General features: G+C 53.9%; 16 protein-coding genes and 1 tRNA gene. 8 read left to right on the forward strand and 9 right to left on the reverse strand.

Annotated elements, in window-relative coordinates; all coding sequences use genetic code 11:
- Positions 1-10: 10 nt before the first annotated feature.
- The 9 genes from dnaG to ABKA16_RS04060 form a co-directional block, all read right to left on the reverse strand.
- Positions 11-2101 (reverse strand): DNA primase, encoded by a 2091-nt coding sequence (dnaG, locus tag ABKA16_RS04020; protein ID WP_380998445.1) that lies wholly within the window; start codon positions 2099-2101, stop codon positions 11-13.
- Between the two features lie 100 nt (positions 2102-2201).
- Positions 2202-3533 (reverse strand): deoxyguanosinetriphosphate triphosphohydrolase, encoded by a 1332-nt coding sequence (locus tag ABKA16_RS04025; RefSeq protein WP_380998442.1) that lies wholly within the window; start codon positions 3531-3533, stop codon positions 2202-2204.
- 162 nt (positions 3534-3695) lie between these two features.
- A complete protein-coding gene (alr, locus tag ABKA16_RS04030) occupies positions 3696-5063 on the reverse strand; it encodes an alanine racemase (RefSeq protein ID WP_380998439.1) in 1368 nt (455 codons plus the stop codon).
- Between the two features lie 99 nt (positions 5064-5162).
- Entirely contained in the window at positions 5163-5975 is an 813-nt protein-coding gene (locus ABKA16_RS04035) for an ABC transporter ATP-binding protein (protein ID WP_380998436.1), read from the reverse strand.
- Positions 5975-6865, reverse strand: coding sequence for an ATP-binding cassette domain-containing protein (locus ABKA16_RS04040; protein ID WP_380998433.1), 891 nt, complete (start codon positions 6863-6865; stop codon positions 5975-5977). Before ABKA16_RS04040 ends, ABKA16_RS04035 begins: the two co-directional genes overlap by 1 nt.
- Positions 6862-7818: an ABC transporter permease gene (locus tag ABKA16_RS04045; protein ID WP_380998430.1), complete on the reverse strand. Its 957-nt coding sequence runs from the start codon at positions 7816-7818 to the stop codon at positions 6862-6864. The genes ABKA16_RS04040 and ABKA16_RS04045 overlap by 4 nt, the downstream gene beginning before the upstream one ends.
- Before the next feature lie 7 nt (positions 7819-7825).
- The gene (locus ABKA16_RS04050) at positions 7826-8806 is read right to left on the reverse strand and encodes an ABC transporter permease (RefSeq protein WP_381000100.1); all 981 of its coding nucleotides are present in this window, start codon (positions 8804-8806) and stop codon (positions 7826-7828) included.
- Positions 8807-8835: 29 nt separating this feature from the next.
- The gene (locus ABKA16_RS04055; RefSeq protein WP_380998428.1) at positions 8836-10479 is read right to left on the reverse strand and encodes an ABC transporter substrate-binding protein; all 1644 of its coding nucleotides are present in this window, start codon (positions 10477-10479) and stop codon (positions 8836-8838) included.
- A 278-nt stretch (positions 10480-10757) separates the two neighbouring features.
- A complete protein-coding gene (locus ABKA16_RS04060; protein ID WP_380998426.1) occupies positions 10758-11213 on the reverse strand; it encodes a DUF4854 domain-containing protein in 456 nt (151 codons plus the stop codon).
- Positions 11214-11614: 401 nt separating this feature from the next.
- Between ABKA16_RS04060 and ABKA16_RS04065 the strand changes: the two genes are divergently transcribed.
- The 8 genes from ABKA16_RS04065 (at position 11615) to purD (ending at position 23362) form a co-directional block, all read left to right on the forward strand.
- Positions 11615-12844, forward strand: coding sequence for a glycosyltransferase (locus tag ABKA16_RS04065; RefSeq protein WP_381000098.1), 1230 nt, complete (start codon positions 11615-11617; stop codon positions 12842-12844).
- Between the two features lie 102 nt (positions 12845-12946).
- A tRNA-His gene (locus ABKA16_RS04070) sits at positions 12947-13022 on the forward strand.
- A gap of 53 nt (positions 13023-13075) precedes the next feature.
- Entirely contained in the window at positions 13076-14416 is a 1341-nt protein-coding gene (gene purT, locus ABKA16_RS04075; RefSeq protein ID WP_380998423.1) for a formate-dependent phosphoribosylglycinamide formyltransferase, read from the forward strand.
- 113 nt (positions 14417-14529) lie between these two features.
- Complete coding sequence (gene purC, locus ABKA16_RS04080; protein ID WP_380998420.1) at positions 14530-15285, forward strand: phosphoribosylaminoimidazolesuccinocarboxamide synthase; 756 nt, start codon at positions 14530-14532, stop codon at positions 15283-15285.
- A 115-nt stretch (positions 15286-15400) separates the two neighbouring features.
- A complete protein-coding gene (locus tag ABKA16_RS04085) occupies positions 15401-19318 on the forward strand; it encodes a phosphoribosylformylglycinamidine synthase (RefSeq protein ID WP_380998417.1) in 3918 nt (1305 codons plus the stop codon).
- Positions 19319-19418: 100 nt separating this feature from the next.
- Positions 19419-20936: an amidophosphoribosyltransferase gene (purF, locus tag ABKA16_RS04090; protein WP_380998414.1), complete on the forward strand. Its 1518-nt coding sequence runs from the start codon at positions 19419-19421 to the stop codon at positions 20934-20936.
- A complete protein-coding gene (gene purM / locus ABKA16_RS04095) occupies positions 20929-21972 on the forward strand; it encodes a phosphoribosylformylglycinamidine cyclo-ligase (protein WP_380998412.1) in 1044 nt (347 codons plus the stop codon). The genes purF and purM overlap by 8 nt, the downstream gene beginning before the upstream one ends.
- A 28-nt stretch (positions 21973-22000) precedes the next feature.
- The gene (gene purD / locus ABKA16_RS04100) at positions 22001-23362 is read left to right on the forward strand and encodes a phosphoribosylamine--glycine ligase (RefSeq protein WP_380998409.1); all 1362 of its coding nucleotides are present in this window, start codon (positions 22001-22003) and stop codon (positions 23360-23362) included.
- The last annotated feature ends 18 nt before the right edge of the window (positions 23363-23380 follow it).

A 23380-nucleotide genomic window follows, 5' to 3' on the forward strand; every position in this document is an offset into this window, starting at 1 on the left:
CATGCCTGCCCTAGTAGTCAATATTGCCGTAAGCCTGTGCAGTAAGCTCTTTGCGCCATGCCTCAATAGCTACGACTTTGTTAAGAAGGGAAACCTTTTCTTCTCCTTCAAGCAGTTTAGCCATTTTCCGTTTCATCCTGGCGATCGCCCTCAAGGCATCAGCATCCAGCAGTCTCGTAAGGAGCTGCCCGGCAAATTTGATTTCGATTTCAGTAGCATCCCGGAGCTGCACTGATTCGCCGCCGGGACGGGCGGTATCGCCGGCATTATTGAGAGCAGCGGGGCTATTCTCATCTGCAGATGGTGAACGCCCTTTTGCCGATAAAGGCAAAGGCTGTACAGCCAGCTCGCTGATCACCTGTTCCATCATGGGGCCGCAGGCCTTAGTAAGATTATGTATCCATAGCCCCTGAGGCATATCGCGCTCGGGCAGCCCCCCGGCAACCTGCAGGCCGTTATACAGAGTACGGAAAACCGGTGTCAGGAAACACCTTTCACTCAGCCGCCCATACAGGTCCTTGTTTGGCGCAGCCAGCATCGACAGCGGAGACTGGATAAGGATGGCAAAAAACTGCTGCTCGGTGCTGAAGACAACATCATCCACACGGTAATACGACTGATTCACAATATTCTGATGTTCAAGCTGCCGGCGCTGGAAAGGCTGGGCGTAATCAGGCTCCCGGACCGGCCCGGAGCCGTGATCCCTGTGTTCAGAAGAAAGAAACGCATCAGCGGAACGGATACCGAGCCGCCTGCGCTGCATGTTTACCTCGCTCCGCATCCTCTGGATATCAATGCCTATCTGCCCGGCGTACTTACGTGTATACCCGTCAACAAGCGCGTAATCGCGGATCCTTGCAATCACAGGCGCCGCAGCCTTCATAGCGCCGATCTGCTCAGTGGTATAACGGGTATCAAAAGTCCTGACAGCCGTATCAATAACGAAATCATAAAGCGGAGTGCACTGCTCAATTAGGCTCCGCACAGCATCGTCGCCATATTTGATCCTCAGATCGCAGGGATCCATGTTCTCCCTTGCAACTGCAACAAAAGTCTGGGTCAGGAATGCGCCGTCAAGTCCGAAAGCATGCATAGCCGCCTTCTGCCCTGCGGCATCACCATCGAAAGTAAAAATAACTTTTGAACCGCCGCGTATCTGAAGGCCTCCAAGCTTATTATCTGAGATAAACCGCCGCACGATCTTCGCATGCTCCTCGCCGAAAGCCGTTCCGCATGTTGCCACAGCAGTATCCACCCCGGCAAGATGGCACGCCATCACATCAGTGTACCCCTCAACAATAACGACTTTACGCTGTTTTACTATATTCGGCTTCGCGATATCAATGCCGTACAGCACCTGGTTTTTATGGTAAAGGGCTGTATCGGGGGTATTGATATATTTTGCCGCAACCTTATCGTCATCATAAAGCTTCCTGGCCCCAAAACCCAGGGTGCGCCCGGTAGAATCGCGGATAGGCCAGGTAGTCCGTCCCCGGAAGTAATCGTAAACACTGTTATTCTGCCCGCGCCGGGCAACACCGGCATCCACCATCTCCTGCTGGGTATAGCCGCGATCAGCGAGATAACGGACTAAAGTATCCCACGCCTGCGGCGCATATCCGCAGCCGAACCTCTCGCAGTCGCTCTGCGTAAAATTGCGTCCTGCAAGCAGTTTTCGCGCCGCCAGCGCTTCATCAGTATTAAGCTGGGATACAAAGAACTTCTGTGCCTGTTCGCAGACCTCAAGAAGCCTGGCCCTGGTAGACCCCTGCCTCTGGCGGGTACTGTGGCCGGTATCTTCGTACGCCAGTTCAATATGGTATTTATCCGCAAGAAGCTCGACCGCCTGGGCGAAATCGACGCTTTCCTTCTGCTCCACATAGCCAAAAACATCGCCGCCCAGGCCGCAGCCAAAGCAATGCCACGTCCCCAGGGACGGACGTATATTAAAGCTCCCGGTCTTCTCCTCGTGGAAAGGGCACAGCCCGACAAAAGAGCCGACACCGCTGGCCTTAAGCGTCACATCGGCGCTGACAATGTCATACAGATCTGCTGCCGCGCGTACTTTTTCAACGCTTTCTTTGGTAATATAACCAGGCATGCCGCTCCTTCCTTATGCATATTCCACATATCGTCTGCTGCATTCCATACACCATATACACGGCAGCTTCCTGCTACGGTTCTTATATTCTATGCTGCTGTCAGCACAAAATGGAATGGAGGGCAATCGCCGAACCGTCGGTAAGGCTTGCTACCTGGTCTACTGCGACACGCAGGCGTTCACTGTCATTCGCCGCTTCACGCCAGTCCTGGAGGAATACAGGCTCCAGCGCGTCATTGCTGTACGGGGTATCCGCCATAAAAACATCAACCAGGTCTTCAATAATCTTCTGCTGTTCCTGATGGAACGCTTCATGCTCGCGCGGTTCCATAGCAAAATATACGTCTACACCTTTAAGGGCTGTGATCTCATACTGCGTCTCTTCGGGCACAACAACACTGGCATTATACCGGGTCAGATTCCCCGCGCCGTACAGCTGGCGGGTAGCAATCTCAGCCGAGCTTGTAAAACGTCCGATCAGCCTGCTGGTGATATTTTTCAAAGCAGCCAGGGACTGCCGGGACCCGTCGAAGTGATCCGGGAAAACCTTGATATCCTTAAGGCGGCAAAGCGCGGCAGAGAGTTTGTCGGCATCCCACCCGTCCCCGTACCACTTCCGGGTTACAGCGATTATCCCGTCAACGATATGGGGATCCCTCATAGCAATGGGGTCAAAGGACCGTGCAACTATGGCATCCTCCATGTCATGCACACTGTAGGCGATATCGTCTGACAGGTCCATAATCTGGCATTCCATGGGCTTCGCCCACTGCCGGACGCCCTGCTTCAGCCATGCGAAAGCGCCGGTATCATCAGGATAAACACAGAATTTGTTCCCTCTCGGGCCATCGGGATGATGCGCGCCTTCCTCTTTCGTCCACGGATATTTCGTGGCAGCATCGAGGGCAGCACGGGTCAGGTTTACGCCGGCACTGCGGCCGTCAGGATGGAAGATCTTGGGCTCAAGGCGTGTCAGAAGCCGGAAAGTCTGTGCATTGCCTTCAAAACCCCCAATGCCTTCCGATATTCGCGCCAGCGCTGCCTCGCCATTGTGCCCGAAAGGAGGATGCCCCAGGTCGTGGCACAGGCAGGCGCAGTCCACAACATCAGGATCGCACCCGAACATCATAGCAATCTGGCGGCCTATCTGAGCAACTTCCAGAGTATGGGTCAGGCGTGTACGCGCAAAATCATCGGTACCGGCAACGAGCACCTGGGTTTTTGCACCAAGGCGGCGAAGGGCGGAAGAATGGACGATACGCGCCCTGTCACGCTCGAATTCTGTACGGTTCCGGGATTTCGCCGGTTCCGGAGCCCACCGTTCCTCATCAAACTGGGAATACCCTTCGCTGCGCACAGATTTTTCGGCATCAAAAAAGACGCTGTCAGCCCCACGGTTGTGAATCCGCCTCTGTTTTCCATACGCTGCCATACTCCGCACTTTAGCATCATCTCCCTATCGGCCTTTTACGGCTTATATATCGTCCTCAGCGACCCTGCTTTATAATCGGTAAGGGTAAGACTCCGTATCGCCCCGCCGGATGTACCTGCTGCAGGTATCCAGTTTTATGGCTGCGGTATAAGCCTATATATCCTAAATCAGCCGGGAACTGTTGAGGAGCCTGATATCGTCTGCTCCCAAGACATCATAAGCGTGACGGTAAAGGCGCGGAATGCGGTTGCGCAGGCAGGTGAATATTTCATAGCTGATAGTGCCGGCTGCACGTGCCCAGTCATCCGCCGTAGGCTCCCCATACTGTTCGCCCCGCCCAGGGCCGAACAGTTCCACCGTATCGCCTTCAGCAACACCCAGCTGCGCAGCACTGCCGCACAGATCGAGGATGCACTGGTCCATGCAGACCCTGCCGCTGACATGGATGATCCTGGGGCCCTCGCTGGTCATGATGCGTACAGGCCCTCCCGTATGCTCCACACCTAACGCCCCGGCTTCATTGAAGCCGGATGCCGAACGGTGGATGCCGTCCGCATAGCCTACAGGGAGGTCAGCGGTACTCGTGGCTGACCGGGTAATATATGTCCGCCCGTAAGAAATTGAATGTCCTGCCGGAAGGTCTTTTACTGTCCCCAGCTGGGCCTGGAGCACCATTGCCGGTGTAAGATGCCAGTCCTGGGGCTGCCCCATAGCAGGATCCGGCTCATACCCATACAACCCGATGCCCGGACGGACAAGTTCAAAATGGATATCCGGCCGGGTAAAAGTTGCGGCCGTGTTTGCCAGATGCCGAATTTTTGGCGGCAGGCCTGCCGATTCCATACGCCTTACAAACCCATTGAAACTGGCTATCTGTGCATCTGTTGCGCTGACGCTTTCCTTATCGTCAGGCGCATCCGCAACAGCCAGATGGCTCCAGACACCTACTACATCAAGAAGGCCTTCATCGGTTTCTGCGCGCAGGGACCGCAGGGCTGCATCAAATTCCTCAGAAGTAAAACCATTGCGGCCAAAACCTGTATCTACTTTCACGTGAACCCGTGCCGATTTCCCTGCTACACGCGCAGCATGCGCCACCGCTGCGATCCCTGACAGGGAGCCGACAGCTATATCAATATCGTTACCGATGAGCTTATCGAACGGATCGCGTGCGCCGTTATAAAGCCACGTTAAGATATGCGCCCTGCCCGGCCCGATACCGATCTCGCGCAGCTTCAGGGCTTCACGCGACTGTGCAGTCCCCAGCCATGAAGCGCCCCCGGCAAGTGCAGCCAGCGCAGTTGGGACAAGCCCATGCCCGTATGCGTCAGCTTTCACAACCCCCATGGCTTCAGCCCCCCCGGCACCGGATCCCGGTTTTTTCACCATTCCAATTATATGCCGCATATTATCCCGCAAAGCAGCAAGATCGATAATCGCCTGGGCAGGATATTCGCGCAAAGCGGCATCATAATTCTCCCTGGCTGCCGATGTCTCAAAATCCCACTGCCCTGTTGCTGATAAACTCATATGCTGTCCTTTGCTCACGTGCTGCGTACCATGCCTGGTACTATTATCCCAGACCTGCACCTCGCCACAACCGGATACCCCTGCACTTCTACACGCTTGCTACACCCGGGCCTCAGGCTGCCGTACATCCCACTGTGCCGCAGCAATAAGCTCCCGTGTATACGGCTGCAAAGGATGTCCCAGCACCTGGCGGGAAGAGCCTGTTTCAATAACTTTACCGTTATGCATAACAACTACAGTATCAGCAAGCTGCTGCGCCAGCCCCAGGTCATGGAGCACCATGAGCATAGATATCCCCTGAGCGCGGAGCTTATTAAACACCTTCACTATCTGCAGGCGTCCGCTGACATCGACAGCACTCATAGGTTCGTCAGCCACAAGCAGTTTTGGCCCTGAAACCAGTGCCCTTGCTATGGCTACGCGCTGCGCCTGGCCGCCGGACATATCCTGAGGAAAACGTCCCATGAAATCAGAAGGGTCGAGCCCCACAGCAGCCAGGGAATCACAGGCCTTGTCATCCATTTCTTTGCGCGAGAGGCCGCCGCGCAGTACCAGCGGTTCCTCAACTATCTGTCCGGCAGTCCACCGCGGGTCCATAGACGAGTAGGGATCCTGGAAAATAAGCCCTGTAACGCTGCGCAGGCCATCCCGGCACTTTTTTTTGCGGATATTGCCGCCATTATAGAAAACCTGCCCTGAATCCGGCTGTTCCAGGCCGAGAGCCATCCGTACGGCAGTGGTCTTCCCCGATCCTGATTCGCCCACTATAGCTACAGACTCACCGTATCGGACGCTCAGGGAAACATCCCGGGCAGCTGTGATCCGCCTCCCGCTGCGTATGAATGCTTTATTCAGCCCGATCGCCTCAATAAGAGGGGTATCCGCATTCCTGTCGCCTTCATATACTGCCATTACGCATCCCCCTTCCCTGAAACATCCGCTGCAGGATTGGCCGAAGCTGTATCGGCATCAGTACCAATACCAGTACCGCCATTGCTGCTGATGCCTGCGGTGCCCATATTATCGGCATGCAGGGCAAGCTCACGGGCAGCTGCAACAAGCCTGCGGGCCGCATCACTGCGTGCTGTGCCCGGATCGTTGAGGAAACTTCCGACTTTACCTGAATCGACTATCCTGCCTTTGTCAATAACATAGCATTCCTGCGCAACTGCCGACAGCACAGAAAAATCGTGCGTCACAAAAAGGAGCGAAGCGCCTGACTCCCGGACTTTGCCGAGGAGGAGGCTAAGGATACGCCTCTGGACAATGGTATCGAGCGCAGTGGTCGGTTCATCGGCAATAATAAGCTGAGGATCATTGATCATAGCTTCAGCGATAGCCACACGCTGCTGCTGCCCTCCGGAGAGTTCGCGCGGATACCTTCCAAGCATACTGCTGTCAAGCCCGACAGACTGCAGTGCTGCAGCAGCTGCCTTATCGCTTTCTTTCCCTGTCAGCCGTTTTCTCAGCGTCAGAGGCAGAAGGAGATTCTTTTTTACCGTCTCCACCGGGTTCAGTGCCAGAGACGGGTTCTGAAAAACCGACCCTATATAGGTCCCGCGCAGCCTTGAAAGCTTTTTATCCGGTAAATTCAAAATCTCTATGCCATCAAGCTTCACAGATCCGCGGGCATGCGCCCCTTCAGGAAGTATCCCCAATATCGCTTTCAGAATCATAGATTTTCCTGAACCTGAAGACCCTATAATCCCCGCCCTCTGCCCGTCATCAATAAAGAAGGACACATCGCGGACTATATCTTCCCCTGCTATATCAACACTCAGCCCTGATACTGATATACTCATGCCTGTCCTCCTCTGCCCCTATCGTCCCTATACCCAGGCCTATGCCATCCTTTTTCCCCCTGTAAGCCAGGGCTATAGCCCCCGACTGCTGAGCGCAGCCGCGGGTTCGTCACAGGATCAGCTGCCTCACGTATGCTGTCGCCCATGATATTCAGGGCAGACACGCCGGCAGCAACACACAGGCCTGACCACACTACAGTAAGCGGATATACGCTGATAAGCTGCGACGATGTGGCGAGGGTATGCCCCCATGAAGGGATATCAGACGGCATCCCTACTCCCAGATAAGTCAGCCCGACTTCTGCCAGTACTGCTGTGCCGGCGCAATGCGACAGTTCAATAATCATCATTGGTGCGACAGACGGAAGCACATGCCTGCGGAAAACCGTCCAATCCCCGGCGCCTGCCCAGCGTGCTGCTTTCACATAATCAGATGACACGGCCAGCAGGGCCTGCGGACGTACGATCCGCATAAGCGTAAAACTATACGCACCGGAACAGGCAATAACTACAACAGCAATAGACGCCCCGAACGGCACTGCAATGACCATAGCAATAACTATCGTCGGGACAGCGATAAGGGTATCGATAGCCACTGTGCTAAGCCGCGATACGATGCGATGGGAGCTGACTGTAAGAGCAATGCCTGCGGACCCGATAAGAAAAGTAATAAAAACTACAAGGGCAGCAACAGCCAGCTCAACACTGCTGCCTTTCAGAAGCCAGCTGGCAACATCCGCACCCGCAGCATCTGTCCCTAAAGGATGACGCCATGAGGGCGCGGCAAGGATACTGCCTTTTTCCTGATCCAGCAGAGGATATGGGGTCCATACCAGCGATACCAGGGCAAGCAGCACCCAGACAGCTAAAACTGCTAGAGAGAACCGCCCGCTGAGTGATCCCCGCAATACACCCCATACTGAGGAAACCACAGCACCAGTTTTCTTAGCCATCGCCTACCTACCTCCCTACTCCGTCTGTGCCGGCATCGGGACCGGCACTATCCAGCCGCGGGTCTGTGATTATGCACATAATGTCAACAACAAGACCTGCAGCAAAAAACAGGGCCGAAAGGAGCAGGATCTCGCTCTGCGCTGCCAGAAGGTCCCTGTTCTGGATATCACGCATCAGCATGCCCGACAGCCCCGGCAATGCGAACAGCTGTTCCACAACGAGGACACCCGTGACCATACCGGCAAAAGTTATCCCGAAAACGCTGGCCAGCTGCGGTACCACTAGGCGGAGGCCGGTCTTCCACAGTGCCTCCCTCCGCGTCATGCCGGCTGCCATACTCATGGAGATATAATCCGTCCGGGCAACATCAAGCAGTCCTGAACGTGTATACCGCATAACTGATGCACCGGTAATAACCGATACGCTTGCAGCAGGCAGTATCAGGCTCCTGACTGCTTCCAGAGGGGAAGCCCAGCCGTCATCGGGGAAACCAGATACAGGAAAGACGCCGATGACGCCTGTACCCCTGCCAAAAAGCATAATGAGGAGAAGCCCGAGCCACAATGCAGGTACAGCGGCAGCACAGATAGCTGCGATCCGGTATATATTCTGCACAGCAGGACGCCTGGACGCTACGCTGCTTACCCCGAGCGGGATCCCGATAAGGGCTGACAGGATAAGGCTTATGCATATCAGGGGGAACGTCACCTGTGAGCGCTGCGCTGCCTGCCCAGCAACAGATTGCCCGGTAAGCAGCGAAGTACCCAGATCCCCATGAAATACAGCCTGAAGCCAGCTGAAGTACTGGCTGGCATAGCTGCGGTCAAGCCCCAGCTTCCTGCGCAGCCGTGCCACCTGTTCCGGCGTAGAGTTGAGCCCTGCGATAAGGGAAGCCTGATCTCCGGGAAGGATGCGCAGGACAAGGAAAACCAGTATCGACAGTATAACCATGGCAGCTGCAAAAAACAGCAGCCGCCTCACGGCCATTTTTGCTATCCGTTGTGCAGTCCTCATATTTATCTGCCCTCCGCTGCCTTCAGTCCTGAACTGGACGAAACATTCCATAGAGGCAGGTATACCTGGTTCAAATCCGTGGGGAAACCGCTGACCCCTTTCCTGGATGCAGTGATAACACGGTAATTAAGCAGCCAGTCTGCAGCTGCATCTTCGCTGACGATTCGGGCCGCCTGTGCGATCAAGGCATCATGGGCTGCATTATCGGAAGCTGCAAGCGCCTGCGAATACAGGCTGATCACCCGCGGGTTATTGTAGCCGTAGTAATAATCGGGATTGGCCCATTGATGGAAATCATGGCTCTCATTATGGTCAACAAGCGACAGGTCATAATCCCTGTTCTTATAGACATGGTTAAGCCATGTATTGAAATCGACACGCTCTACAGACAGCCTTATATTGATCTGCGCAAGCTGCGACTTGAGCTGATCGCCAATTTCAGCCGGATAGATATTTGCATATTCCAGGGAAATATCAAGAGGATGGGATGCATCGTATCCAGCCTCCTCCATAAGCTTCCGCGCTTTGGCACTATTATGCGGATATATATCCGTAAGATCCTGGTACCCCGGGTCAAGGCGCGGGACAGGCCCGCCAAGCGGCAGATCATAGTTCCCGCGTGAACGGATTATTGCCTGGTGGTCTATGCCGAACCGTATCGCCTGACGCACACGCTTGTCAGTAAAAGGGTCTCTCTTATTATTAAACGCAAGGACATACTTATCGGTACCGTTACCTGCCTTCACAGTGAATGCGGGATCCTTCCCCACTGATCCAGCAAGCCGGTCCGATAAGGGTGCCAAGACCTGGACCTCCCCGCTTTTCAAAGCGTTCAGGCCAGCGTTTGTATCCGCATAGTACCGGATATCTACAGTGCCCGTTTTAGGCTTATGCGAACCCCAATAGCGCGTATCTGCATGGAAGCTGACTGAAACTCCCGGTTTATAATCGGCTATGGTATAGGGCCCTGAGCCGACTGCCCGGACCTTCATATCGTAATGCGCGTCTTTATCAAAAACGAGGCCGGCACGCCCGGTAAGCTGCCACAGCAGTTCTGTATATGGTGCGGTCAGCCTCAGGACAACGGTATTCGGGTTTACTGCTTCCACAGATCTGTAATTCTGGACCAATGAATAGCCCTGGTATTTTTTATCCATCATCTGCCTGATGGACCACACTACATCATCTGCATCCAGCCTATGCCCGTTGGAAAAATGCATATCAGTATTCAAATGGAAAACGTATACCATTCCATTGTTGGAGACCTCCCACGATTTTGCCAGCGACGGTACTACTGTATTCGTTGAAGTACGTGCAACAAGGCCCTCATAAACGTTGCCGATAAGCAGCTGATCAAGCGCAGACCCCGACTGGGTGCGGATATCAAGATTTGCCGGTGCCAGCTGAAGGCCGATTGAGATACGTGATGCCTGCTGCGGGTTACGGGTCTTGCCGCCAGTAATAACCGCATACCCTGCTGCCACAACCATGACAGCGCCTGCAACAGCAGCAGCCCATCTTGTGAAACGGCCTGCGATACTCTGCGACCGGGTCCTGCTGTTAAGCAATTCAGCTACGTCCGGTTTTTTCCGTCCCTTTATGCCTGATATATTTTCGCCGCTGTCATCCTGTATATCCTGGAGCATACAGTGCCTCCATATGTGTGTAACTGGACAGGTCTCCGCATGGGTTCCCAAGTCGTCGCCTGCAGTTTTAACAGACAACATTCTAACCGCACATCATGACGCAGGCTGAAGCAGCTGTCAGAAAAGGAAACCCGCCCCCGCCCGGTATGGATCGGATGGGAACGGGCTGTCAGGCTCCCGGCCTGCGCTGTTCTTTATCTTCTGTGCACTTCAACCAGCATTAACCGCAGTTTTGCCTGCATATCCGCCGTGCCGGAGCGCCGCAGCAAGGCATAGAACTATTTGTCGTATGTTTTACTGCCTATTTTGAGCCCATGCTCAGCGAAAAGGTCGATACGGACCTTAACGCCATTGACGCCAGCTGTTTTGCGGCACTCGTCAATGACCTCTGTTGCGGAACTTTGCATTGAATCCCACAAGGTGCTCAGCTGGGGCTCAAGGGCCTCTTTGATCTGTTCATCTGTTGCACCCTGGTTCTTAAGCTTAAGGGTATAGATGATAGTCTTCCCTTCGTGGGACAGGCTCACGCTGATACGGTTTTGAAAACGCTTATTAGTAGACGCCAGTTTGTCTTTAACCGATTTACTGTTCAGGATAGTTTCGATCTTCTGATCGTCCGACTTGAACCACAGGCTCGGGCTCGTACATGCTGAAAGACCGGCTACGGAGGCGAATGCCATTACCAGGGCGATAACGGCCTTAGGCAATGCAGCCCTTACTTTAGTAGTACCCATAATATTGTGAATCCTTTCGATTATTTTTCACCGAAATGAAAAATTTATCTCACTTATAATCATGCTTTTCATTGCCGCCAGTCTGCTGCTTATACCAGTTTCTGAACCACACAACTCCAGCAGCCCTTATTCTACTCCTACCCGGTGAAGACCGGCTATACGCCTGTCATAAACTGAATAAAGCATAATCTTAAATATGCACATAAAAATCAGGACTTCAGGAAACCTTACCCTAAAAACTGATACTGCCCGCTGCCTGTAATAATCATCCAATAATTGCCGCTCTCAGGAATGCATGCCATAATTGATTTGTGAAAACTGCGGATGACGGAAAACCTTGCAGCAGCCCTGAAGCATCCGGGCAGCGGGTTGAATCCGGAAATACTGAATACAGTACAGGGATGCAGCGGCCTCTGACGATCGCCCTTGTGGTAGATTCACTGAGCAATTTCAGCAATGGCACGGCAAATTCCGCATACCAGCTTGCCCGTGAACTTACAGGCCGCGGGAATACCGTCAGGCTTATAGGGGTGGGGGCGCCCGATGCGCAGTACCGTGCCCGGGAACAGCATATTCCCGTTGCTACATGGTTCGCGCACAGGCAGCAGACATGTTTTGCCAGGCCCTCCGCTGTGCTGTTCAGGCGCGCATTCAAGGATGCTGACATAATCCATATTTACGAGCCTTTCAGTTTCGGCAGGCATGCACGGGATTATGCCCTGTCCCACAGTATCCCCGTAACTGCGGGGTTCCATATACAGCCTGAGAATATCATGTATTCACTGGGGGCATGCCGTTTTATCCCGGGGCTTTCCTCAGCCATATATACAGGCCTGAACCATTACTTTTACAAAAAGATACGGCACATACATGTACCTACACAGATGGAAGCGGATTTCCTGCAGCGCCGCCGTTACAGGAATGCCCTGCACATCATCTCCAACGGCTACCAGCCGGATTTCAGCCCTGGATGTGATGCTGGGGACAGTATCGGGGCAGAAGAGGGTACAGATACAGATATGGCATACAGTCCCGGATTTGCCCAATCCCCCTGTACAGGAAAGAAATTCGTTATTGCTGCTGCAGGAAGGCTGAACCGTGAAAAGGACCATATAACATTGATCCGCGCTATCGGCAAGTGCCGGCACAATAAAGATATCGAGCTGCGCATTGCGGGGACCGGGCCGCTGTATAAACATCTCATATCCGAATGCAGAAAACAGCTTGCTAATACCGCATCTGTCGGGTTCCGCAAACACTCTGAAATGCCCCGGTTCTTCAGGGAGGCCGACCTTATGGTGCACCCTTCCATAGCTGATATTGAAGGTGTGAGCGTCCTTGAAGGCATGGCGTGCGGCCTGGTCCCCGTTATTGCCGGCTCACGGTTAAGCGCAGCAGGGAATTTCGCCCTTACAGGCAACTCCCTTTTCCCTGCCGGCGACTCAGAAACACTCGCGCAGCGCATCGACTGGTGGATCGAACATCCCAAAGACCGGCGCATATGGGGCAGGAAATATGCCGAATATGCCTGCCGGCACTACAATATAGCGCGCTGTGCCCGCGATTTTGAGCTTATGGAACGCGCAGCGATCAAAGATGCCCGGGAAAACGGCCCGCAGCAGCACGCCTGAAAAGTACCGTAAAAGCAGAAAACCCCGTGTACGACATGCTTATATACTGCGTCCACTAATCCGTGTATAGTTTTCATCTGTTGCACAGAATGTGCGCACATGGTGGCTATAGCTCAGTTGGCAGAGCACCTGATTGTGGTTCAGGAGGTCGCGCGTTCGAGCCGCGTTAGCCACCCCACTAATCGATAGATGCAATATTGCCTGATATATCCCTGGTGACACAATAAGGACATGAGCACCATCAGCAAGTGGCACGTTGGAGTCCCATATACTGAAAATACGGCAGCAGACGGCAGCTCCGGCAAGAACAGTGCAGATACAGCACAGGACGCACTGCCGGACAGGCACCATACCGTACGTGTTATGCTGCTCGGATCCGGCGAGCTCGGCAAAGAGATAGCTATTGAACTGATGCGCTTGGGGGCATGGGTGTGCGCTGCAGATTCTTATGCCCATGCCCCTGCCATGCATATCGCACACGAAAGCCGTGTACTGGATATGGCCGATCCTGATGCGCTGCAGGATGCTGTCACCGAGATCCATCCCGATATTATTGTCCCGGAAGTAGAAGCTATCGCCACACAAGTGCTTACAAGGGCTGCCGGACGGGGGATCCAAGTTACCCCGAGTGCTGCCGCCGCACAAGTATGCATGGACCGCGAAGCTTTGCGGACGCTTGCTCATGACAGGCTGGGCCTGCCGACTGTGCCATACCTGTTTGCGGGAAGCCTCAGTGAGCTCCGGAGCAAGGCAGCCATCATTGGGTTTCCCTGTGTTGTCAAACCGGTTATGAGCTCTTCCGGCCACGGGCAGTCAATTGTGTACGGCCAGGGGCAGCTGGAGGAAGCATGGTCAGAGGCACAGTCCGGACGGCGCGCAGCACATGAGGGCGAGGTATCCCGCGTGATCATAGAAGCTCTCGCACCGCTTGATTACGAACTGACTATCCTTACTGTGGCATCAAGCTCCGGGGTGGCAGCATGCAGCCCTATCCGGCATATCCAGGAAAACGGGGATTACAAGGAATCCTGGCAGCCTGCCCATACCCCTGAAGCTGTTATGGCTGAAGCATCTTCTATTGCGCATCGTATCACTGAAGGCCTTGTTGCCGCCGCACAGGAGAATGGCGAGCTGGGATGGGGCGTTTACGGCGTTGAAATATTTGTCCTTTCCGATGGCCGCGTATTGTTCAACGAGGTCTCTCCCCGCCCCCACGATACAGGTATGGTGACTCTCATTTCCCAGGATCTGAGCGAATTCGCACTCCACGCCAGGGCAATACTGGGTATCCCTGTACCGCAAAACTCTGTCGGGCTTGCCCATCCTGGTTATATCAGCGCAAGCCGGGCAATCGTCATACAGGGTGAAGGGCAGGCCAGTTTCAGCAATCTTGCCCGCGCCCTCCGTATACCGCACAGTGACCTGCGTATTTTCGGCAAACCCGGAATCCATGGCAGGCGGCGTATGGGAATCGCTCTGGCTTACGCATCTAATGAAACTAAAGCAAGGGAAGCAGCAGCACAAACCGCACAGGGGCTCACTGTTACAGTCAGCCCCATCAAGTCCGCATAATGAGATTTCCCTCCGGGATCTGCTTTTCCTGTAATACATAACGGGTAGATTGTTGGATAGAAGGATGGAATACCCGTCCCTATGCCACCACACTGAAAGGCACCTAAGAAGTTATGCAGAAGCTATCGCAGCTCTATGAAGGTAAAGCTAAAAAACTGTTCGCTACTGAAAACACTGAAGTTCTGTGGGTCGAATACCTTGATCAGGCAACAGCCGGGAACGGCGCCAGGAAAGCGCAGATCAAAGGCAAGGGGCGCCTTAATAACCGTATTACAGCTGTTATCTTCAATGAGCTTGCATACCGCGGTATCGCAAGCCATTTTATTTCTCAGATCAGCGATACTGAACAGCTTGTACGGAGAATGGAAATGTTCCCGCTGGAGATCATCATGCGCAATATCGCTGCTGGGAGTTTCGCCAGGCGGTATGGCAGGGAAGAAGGTACCCTGCTGAGCCGCCCGGTCCTTGAACTGTGCCTGAAAGATGATGCTCTGGGAGACCCATTCATTAATACTGACGATGCCATCGCGCTGGGCCTCGCAACACGCGACCAGCTTGATATCATTTCGGCAAAAGCCCGGGAAATCAACCATGCACTGACAGCTATTTTCAACGATATCAATGTTACCCTTGTTGATTTCAAAGTAGAGATGGGGCGCACATCTGACGGCACTATCCTCCTTGCCGATGAGATAACCCCGGATACCTGCCGTTTATGGGATACAGCAAAAACTGCTGAAGGGCATGTGGAACACCTCGATAAAGATCTGTTCAGGCGTGACATGGGGAATATCATCCCGGCTTATGAAGAAATACTGGGCCGGCTGGAAAAACTCCATGCTTCGCATCCCCTCAATTCCATAAAATAAACTATTCAGTTTCCGCTTCCCAAACGGCATCCCTGGAAACCCTGCACAGGGATCCTGAGAGGCAGGAAGGGCAGCACTAGGATTTTCAGAGTCGAATTCCGGCGAAAGGAACTACGTGGCAGAACGCATTTACGTTGAGAAGAAGACGCAGTTTGACACCCAGACCCGTCAGCTCCTGTGCGAGCTCCGCACTATTGCGGGGGTCACGGCCCTCGAAAATCTGCGTATACTTAAACGCTACGATGTTGAGGGGATCACACCGGAACTTTTCCATCAGTGTATCGACACGGTTTTCAGCGAGCCTCAGACCGATGTTACCTATGCAGACTTGGGCAAGGCAGGCATCGGAGTGTCAGCAGCTGTCGATGACGGCACAGCCCAGGCCCCTCCCCTTATTTTTGCCGTTGAATACCTGCCCGGACAGTTTGACCAGCGGGCGGACTCCGCCAGCGAATGTATCCAGCTTATCAGCCAGACGGAGCGGCCTGCGGTCCGTACAGCGCAAGTCTATGTGCTTGTGGGCAGCAGGCTTACCGATACCGATATCAGTACTATCCGCGCGTATGTAGTCAACCCTGTAGATTCGCGTATTGCGGACCTTGCCAGGCCGCGGACGCTCAAGGCTGCTCCGCCCGAGCCCGGTCCTGTCGAAACCCTGGATGGATTCCGTAAACTGTCACAGACTGAACTGAAGCAATTCATCGAAGACTATGGCCTTGCCATGGATCTGGCAGATATTACTTTCTGCCAGAGCTATTTCCGGGAAGAGGAACGGGACCCTACCGTCACAGAGATCCGGGTTATCGACACATACTGGTCAGATCACTGCCGGCATACTACTTTTAATACACAGCTGGATGATATAACTATTGATGACACTGCGGTAAAAAAAGCTTTTAACGAATACCTCCGTATCCGCCGTACGCTGCAGCGTGATAATAAGCCTGTCAGCCTGATGGATATGGGTACTATAGGTGCACGTTACCTTAAAGGCACCGGTACCCTGAAAGGGCTTGATGAATCTGAAGAGATCAATGCCTGCACCGTTAAAGTTACAGTAGATGTTGACGGGAAAGACCAGGACTGGCTCCTCCTTTTCAAGAATGAGACACATAACCATCCCACTGAGATAGAACCCTTCGGCGGGGCAGCCACATGTGTGGGCGGCGCGATACGCGATCCCCTGTCAGGGCGCAGCTATGTATATCAGGCAATGCGCATCACAGGGGCATCAGATCCGCGGGTACCGGTATCTGAAACACTGGAAGGCAAACTCCCCCAGCGGAAACTTGTAACTACTGCGGCAGCAGGTTTCTCTTCTTATGGGAATCAGATCGGCCTGGCTGCCGGAGAAATCCACGAACTCTACCATCCCGGATACGTAGCTAAACGTATGGAGATCGGCGCCGTGGTGGGTGCTGCGCCGCAGGCAAATGTGCGCCGCGAGGCTCCGAGATCCGGCGATAAGGTACTCCTCCTCGGCGGGCGTACCGGCAGGGACGGTATAGGCGGGGCAACGGGAGCGTCCAAATCCCATAACGTCAGATCTATTGAAAAGGACGGTGCTGAAGTACAGAAAGGCAATGCCCCTGTAGAACGCAAACTTCAAAGGCTTTTCCGGCGCCATGATGCGGCGTCCCTTATCAAACGCTGCAACGATTTTGGGGCAGGCGGCGTATCAGTAGCCGTAGGTGAGCTGGCAGACAGCCTTGAGATATATCTGGATGCAGTCCCTAAAAAATATGACGGTCTGGACGGTACCGAACTGTCGATATCTGAAAGCCAGGAACGTATGGCGATCGTGCTTGCACCTGAAGATGTTGATGCTTTCCTCGCTGCTGCACATGAAGAAAATCTTGACGCCACCGTTATAGCAGAAGTCACAGGTTCCGGGCGCATGCGTATGCGGTGGAAAGGCAGGACGATCGTTGATCTGAGCCGTAAATTCCTTGCTTCAAATGGCGCAGGGCGCAGCCAGCATGTCCATATTGCCCGTCAGGGGGCATACAGGACCCCTGACGCATGGCATACGGGCAGCTTCAGCCAGCGTATGTCTGCGTTGGCTGGCGATATCAATGCCGCTTCACAGAAGGGGCTTTCCGAACGCTTTGATTCCACTATTGGGGCAGCTACTGTCCTGATGCCGTTCGGCGGCAGGAGGCAGCTGACACCTCCAATGGTCATGGTCGCCAAATTCCCGGTTGACGGTGAAACAACAACAGCAAGCGCTATGGCATGGGGTTTCAACCCTTATATTATGGAAGCAGACCAGTTTGCAGGAGCCTACCTGTCTGTCGTGGAATCCGTAAGCAAGCTTATCGCTTCAGGCTTCTCCCGGGAAAAATCCTATCTGTCTTTCCAGGAATATTTTGAGAAACTCGGGAATGATCCCAGCCGCTGGGGCAAGCCAGCGGCGGCTATGCTTGGCGCCCTTATGGCTCAGATTGACCTTGGTGTTGGCGCTGTTGGCGGCAAGGATTCGATGAGCGGGAGTTTTGAAAATCTTGATGTCCCTCCTACCCTGGTCAGTTTCGCTGTTGCAACAGGAGAGGCCGATGATGCGGTTTCGCCTGAATTCAAGGAGGCCGGGCATCAGATACTCCGGATATCCCCCCGCTATAAAAAAGACGGTATCACGCCTGATCCTCACAGCATGGTAGAAGTGATGGATGCCGTTCAGAAGCTTATGGATACCGGTATCACGCCTGATAAGGCCTCCGGCTGTACTGCCCGCGGCGCTGTCCTCGCCGCTGCGACCCCCGGATATGGCTGCACGGCGCAGGCGCTGTTCCTGCAGTGTGCAGGAAACCAGATCGGTGTAAAGCTCAACAGCAGCATCCATCCTGATGACCTTTTCATACCCCGTTATGGAAGCTTTATCATTGAACTTTCCCCTGCAGCTTCACACAACCATGAAGCTGTCAGGGACATCCTCGGCTCTGCCGGTTTCTCTGCTGATATTATTGGGGAAACAACTGATACTTACACTTTCAGCGTCGGCGAAGAAGAAACCGGACTCGCCGATATCCAGGAAATCTGGGAAAGCGCCCTGGAGCCTGTATTCCCGTACAGGGACAAGTCATTGAAAACTGCCGGAGCGGGGATGCCGCAAACTGTATACCCGGCAGATAAGGGGGTTGAACCGCTGAACTATGACAGCAGCCAGTCAGCTCCGCAACCCGGCACGGATAAAAGACAACGCCGGCTGTCCCGTTTTACGGCATCACGGCCAGCGCCCAAAGTTATTATCCCTGTTTTCCCCGGTAATAATTGTGAGTATGACAGTGCAAAGGCTTTCCGCAGGGCAGGGGCTGATACTGAAACTTTTATTGTCAATAACCGCTCCCCGCAGGATGTGACCGAAAGCGTCAAAACCCTCGCCGATAAGATCCGGCATTCGCAGATCATCATGATCCCCGGAGGCTTTTCAGGAGGTGATGAGCCTGACGGATCCGCAAAATTTATAACAGCATTCTTCCGCTCACCTGAAATAACCGATGCCGTACGGGATCTGCTCAATAACCGCGACGGGCTTATCCTCGGTATCTGCAACGGTTTTCAGGCACTGATCAAGCTCGGCCTTGTCCCATACGGCGATTTTGTACCGGCAACGGATAAAAGCCCAACCCTGACCTTCAACACTATCGGACGCCATCAAAGCCGCCTTGTGCACACACGCATAGCATCAACGCTCAGCCCGTGGCTGTCTCAAACCCGCCAGGGCGATATCCACACTGTTGCTGTAAGCCACGGGGAAGGCCGTTTCGTTGCCGACCGGCCAGCACTTGATACGCTTGTCAGAAACGGGCAGATAGCCACCCAGTATACTGATGAGGCCGGCACACCATCTATGTCCCTTGATGTCAATCCGAACGGTTCTGTCCTTGCTGTTGAAGGCATCACAAGCCCTGATGGCCGGATCTTTGGTAAAATGGGGCATAGCGAGCGCAGCGGGAACGGGCTGTACAGAAATGTCCCGGGAGCCGCGTACCAGCCTATCTTTGAGGGCGGAGTCAGGTACTTCCTTGGCTGACTGCTTACGCTGCATGTACTATACTGCTTCCGCCAGACGACCGGGGAGGATACCAGCTTATACATGCACAGTATAGGCAGAAAAATGAAAGGCAGGACATATGTCTGCAGAACTTGAAGGCCTCCACGAGGAGTGCGGGCTTTTCGGCGTGTGGGGGCACGACGACGCAGCACGGCTGACGTATTTCGGACTCCATGCGCTGCAGCATCGGGGGCAGGAAGGCGCAGGCATTGTGGTCAATAACAATGGCGAGCTTACCAGCCATCGCGGGCTTGGGCTGCTCAGCGAAGTTTTCAGGAATGATGCTGATATTGCCTCCCTCCACGGCACCAGGGCAGTCGGGCATGTACGGTACGCTACATCCGGCACAGGATCCCTGAATAATGTCCAGCCTTTCCTTTTCCGGTTTCATGACGGGCCTGTAGCCTTATGCCACAATGGCAATCTTACGAATTGCGAAACCCTGCGCACCGAGATGGAGGATTCGGGGGCAATTTTCCATTCCAATTCTGATACTGAGGTGCTTATCCATCTTATCCGCCGGTCTGCTGAAAACACTTTTCTGGATAAGCTCAAAGATGCCCTGAACACGGTACACGGCGGCTTCGCCTATCTGCTGATGACCAATACGGCCCTGTACGGGGCTTTGGATCCCAACGGTTTCCGCCCTCTGAGCCTCGGCCGGATGAAAAACGGCGCCTATGTGCTGGCATCAGAAACATGCGCCCTGGATGTGGTCGGAGCCACCCTGATCCGCGATATTGAGCCTGGTGAGATCTGCGTTATAACTGATGAAGGGTATACCATCACACAATATACCGGTCATACCCAAAAAGCTATCTGTTCTATGGAATTCGTATATTTTGCCCGCCCTGATTCCAACATTTACGGCGTCAATGTCCATTCTGCGCGAAAGCGCGCCGGGGCCAGGCTGGCGCAGGAAGCACCTGCAGATGCTGATATGGTCATTGCCGTGCCGAACTCCTCCCTGTCCGCTGCAGCAGGATATGCCGAGGCAAGCGGAATACCGGAAGAGATTGGACTGGTCAAAAACCAGTATGTTGCACGCACCTTTATCCAGCCAACCCAGGAGCTGCGCGAGCAGGGAGTGCGTATGAAGCTTTCCGCTGTGCGCGGTGTGGTGGAAGGGCGGAGCGTTATTGTGGTTGATGATTCCATAGTCAGGGGGACTACATCGAAGCGCATAGTCCGCCTCCTGCGGGAAGCAGGCGCGCGCGAGGTACATATGCGCATTGCTTCTCCCCCGCTTAAATATCCGTGTTACTACGGTATTGATATTTCCCGGACTTCAGAGCTTATCGCTGCGACGAAATCAGTCAATGAGATCTGCACATATATTGAAGCGGATTCCCTCGCCTATCTGAGTTTGGACGGTCTGGTGGAAACTATCGGGCTGCATTCCGACGCCCCTTACGGAGGGCTGTGTGTAGCATATTTCAATGGCGATTACCCTACAAGCCTCGGGGATTACGAGCAGGAATTCCTTGCATCGCTTTCCGATGAAGACCGTAGGCGCATCACTACATACGCCATGAGGCATTCGCGATATGATGGGAATGAGTTTGTAACAGACAGCCAGGAGGATACCTATGCCTGAAGCATATAAAGAAGCCGGAGTCAGTGTTGAAGCCGGATACGAAGTAGTCCGGCGGATCCGGCAGCATGTGGCCCGCACAGCACGTAAAGGGGCCGGCGGGATAGGAGGTTTCGGCGGGCTTTTCGACCTTTCCTCGCTTGATGTCAGGGAACCCGTACTCGTTTCAGGGACCGACGGTGTCGGCACAAAACTGCTTATTGCACAGATGATGGGCAAACACGATACTATCGGCATTGACTGCGTGGCAATGTGTGTTAATGATATACTTGCACAGGGTGCAGAACCGCTATACTTCCTTGACTATATCGCCTGCGGAAAAAATGATCCTGAGCTGCTTGAGCAGGTCGTCAAAGGGGTCTGCGAAGGATGCGTGCAGGCAGGCGCTGCCCTTGTCGGCGGCGAAACAGCTGAAATGCCGGATATGTATGATGCAGACGAATATGACCTTGCCGGTTTTACCACAGGGGTCGTTGAAAAAAGCTGCATTATTGACGGATCGGATATCCGTAAAAACGATGTCCTTATTGGGCTTCCCTCCTCAGGTCTGCATTCCAACGGTTTCTCACTGGTCCGCAAGGCGCTCTTCAAAGACGGCGGACTGTCCTGCGATTCCGTACTCCCCGAGCTTGGGGGCAGGAAGCTCGGCGATATCCTTCTGACGCCTACACGCATTTATGCACAGGCATTGAAGCCTTTGCTTGGCACCGGCCTTATCAGGGGTATTGCACACATCACGGGCGGGGCATTCCTGGAAAAGGTACCGAGGATCATACCTGACGGCCTTGCCGCTTCCTTTGATATCGATTCATGGCCGGTACCCCCTGTTTTCACTGTTATTGAACGGTATGGACATGTCGGGCATCTGGAGATGTACAACATCTTCAATATGGGGATAGGCATGGTTCTTATGGTGCGTCCGGATGATGTCCGCAGGACGGTATCTATCCTTGATTCACACGATGAGCCCTGCTACATTATCGGCAGCATAACAGAACAGGCGGGCGGCCAGGCAGAACTTCATTCAAAGCTCTTTTGATAACTGGCCAGTAAAGTAAGGAGTTTACATGGCAAGCACAGTCCTGGTGATCGGGTCGGGGGCACGCGAGCATGCCGTTGCCTATACCCTGCTGAAAGGCACTGCAGTAGATACTGTTTACTGTGCTCCGGGGAACCCTGGCATGGCTTCTGACGGGATACGCACCGTCCTGCTTGATGAATCTGACCATGCTGCGATTATCGATTTTATCAGGGCTAACAGTATAGACTGGGTATTCGTTGGCCCTGAAGGCCCGCTTATGGAAGGCATAACTGACGACCTGCAGGAAGCGGGGATCGCGGTATTCGGCCCTTCCCGTGCGGCAGCCCAGATAGAAGGGTCAAAAACTTTCGCAAAACAGCTTATGCACCGGCATAATATCCCTACTGCCGCCTATGCTGCATTCGCCAGCTTTGAAAAGGCATCAGCCTATATTGAAAAGCATGGGGCGCCGGTGGTGATAAAAGCGGACGGGCTGGCGGCCGGCAAAGGTGTTACTGTCGCGATGGATACGGATACCGCCCTGCAGGCCCTGCACGATATTTTCGTTGGCAATAAGTTCGGCTCCGCAGGTTCCAGCGTTGTTATTGAAGACTTCCTTGAAGGCGAAGAATTCTCGCTGATGAGTTTTGTCAGCGGAAACAGGTTCTGGACCATGCCGGTATCGCAGGACCATAAACGGGCTTATGACGACGACGAAGGGCCTAATACCGGCGGTATGGGTGCTTACTGCCCGGTCCCCCAGATATCCGGTGATATTGTTGATACAGCAGTTGACAGGATCATCCATCCTGCTGTTGAAGGTATGGCTTCTGAAGGCATCCCTTTCACAGGCGTGCTCTATGCCGGCCTGATCGCAACTGACGAAGGCCCTAAGGTCATTGAGTTCAATGCGCGTTTCGGCGACCCGGAGACGGAAGTCATCCTTCCCCGGCTCACCAGCGATCTGGGAGCTGGGATTGAGGCTGTCCTTAACGGGAAAGATCCCGGTTTTACCTGGCGGGATGATGGTACAGAAACTTTAGGCGTTATCCTTGCGTCAGAAGGGTATCCCGGCAATACCCGTACAGGTGCGGTGATCCCTGACCTCAACAGCGCTATAGCCGAGGCAGGCCTTAAGGATTCTTCCCATATTTTCTTCGCCGGGGTAGCTGCCGGCAGTACCGGCGGTTCTTATAGAGGCACAGACGCAGGCACCGATACAGAAACACATGCCGATGATGCCGGACACGGACTGGTATCATCTTCAGGGCGGGTACTGCTCCTTGAGACGACTGCCAATACTGTTGCCGAAGCCCGGGACCGTATTTATTCGCTCCTTGACAGCGTACACACTAACGGCCTGTTCTACCGCCATGATATTGGGGCCAGGGCACTCAGGCAGCAGTAAAGCTGGACAGCTTGGTAT

The organism is Scardovia wiggsiae (assembly GCF_051045985.1).
GTDB lineage: Bacteria > Actinomycetota > Actinomycetes > Actinomycetales > Bifidobacteriaceae > Scardovia > Scardovia wiggsiae.

What these genes read in the sequence shown, in the direction of transcription:
- ABKA16_RS04060 (WP_380998426.1), bottom strand. Translation starts at nt 11,213, where the DNA reads ATGGGTACTACTAAAGTAAGGGCTGCATTGCCTAAGGCCGTTATCGCC.
- purT (WP_380998423.1), top strand. Translation starts at nt 13,076, where the DNA reads ATGAGCACCATCAGCAAGTGGCACGTTGGAGTCCCATATACTGAAAAT.
- ABKA16_RS04065 (WP_381000098.1), top strand. Translation starts at nt 11,615, where the DNA reads ATGCAGCGGCCTCTGACGATCGCCCTTGTGGTAGATTCACTGAGCAAT.
- purC (WP_380998420.1), top strand. Translation starts at nt 14,530, where the DNA reads ATGCAGAAGCTATCGCAGCTCTATGAAGGTAAAGCTAAAAAACTGTTC.
- alr (WP_380998439.1), bottom strand. Translation starts at nt 5,063, where the DNA reads ATGAGTTTATCAGCAACAGGGCAGTGGGATTTTGAGACATCGGCAGCC.
- dnaG (WP_380998445.1), bottom strand. Translation starts at nt 2,101, where the DNA reads ATGCCTGGTTATATTACCAAAGAAAGCGTTGAAAAAGTACGCGCGGCA.
- purF (WP_380998414.1), top strand. Translation starts at nt 19,419, where the DNA reads ATGTCTGCAGAACTTGAAGGCCTCCACGAGGAGTGCGGGCTTTTCGGC.
- ABKA16_RS04050 (WP_381000100.1), bottom strand. Translation starts at nt 8,806, where the DNA reads ATGGCCGTGAGGCGGCTGCTGTTTTTTGCAGCTGCCATGGTTATACTG.
- ABKA16_RS04035 (WP_380998436.1), bottom strand. Translation starts at nt 5,975, where the DNA reads ATGGCAGTATATGAAGGCGACAGGAATGCGGATACCCCTCTTATTGAG.
- ABKA16_RS04055 (WP_380998428.1), bottom strand. Translation starts at nt 10,479, where the DNA reads ATGCTCCAGGATATACAGGATGACAGCGGCGAAAATATATCAGGCATA.
- ABKA16_RS04025 (WP_380998442.1), bottom strand. Translation starts at nt 3,533, where the DNA reads ATGGCAGCGTATGGAAAACAGAGGCGGATTCACAACCGTGGGGCTGAC.
- purD (WP_380998409.1), top strand. Translation starts at nt 22,001, where the DNA reads ATGGCAAGCACAGTCCTGGTGATCGGGTCGGGGGCACGCGAGCATGCC.
- ABKA16_RS04045 (WP_380998430.1), bottom strand. Translation starts at nt 7,818, where the DNA reads ATGGCTAAGAAAACTGGTGCTGTGGTTTCCTCAGTATGGGGTGTATTG.
- purM (WP_380998412.1), top strand. Translation starts at nt 20,929, where the DNA reads ATGCCTGAAGCATATAAAGAAGCCGGAGTCAGTGTTGAAGCCGGATAC.
- ABKA16_RS04040 (WP_380998433.1), bottom strand. Translation starts at nt 6,865, where the DNA reads ATGAGTATATCAGTATCAGGGCTGAGTGTTGATATAGCAGGGGAAGAT.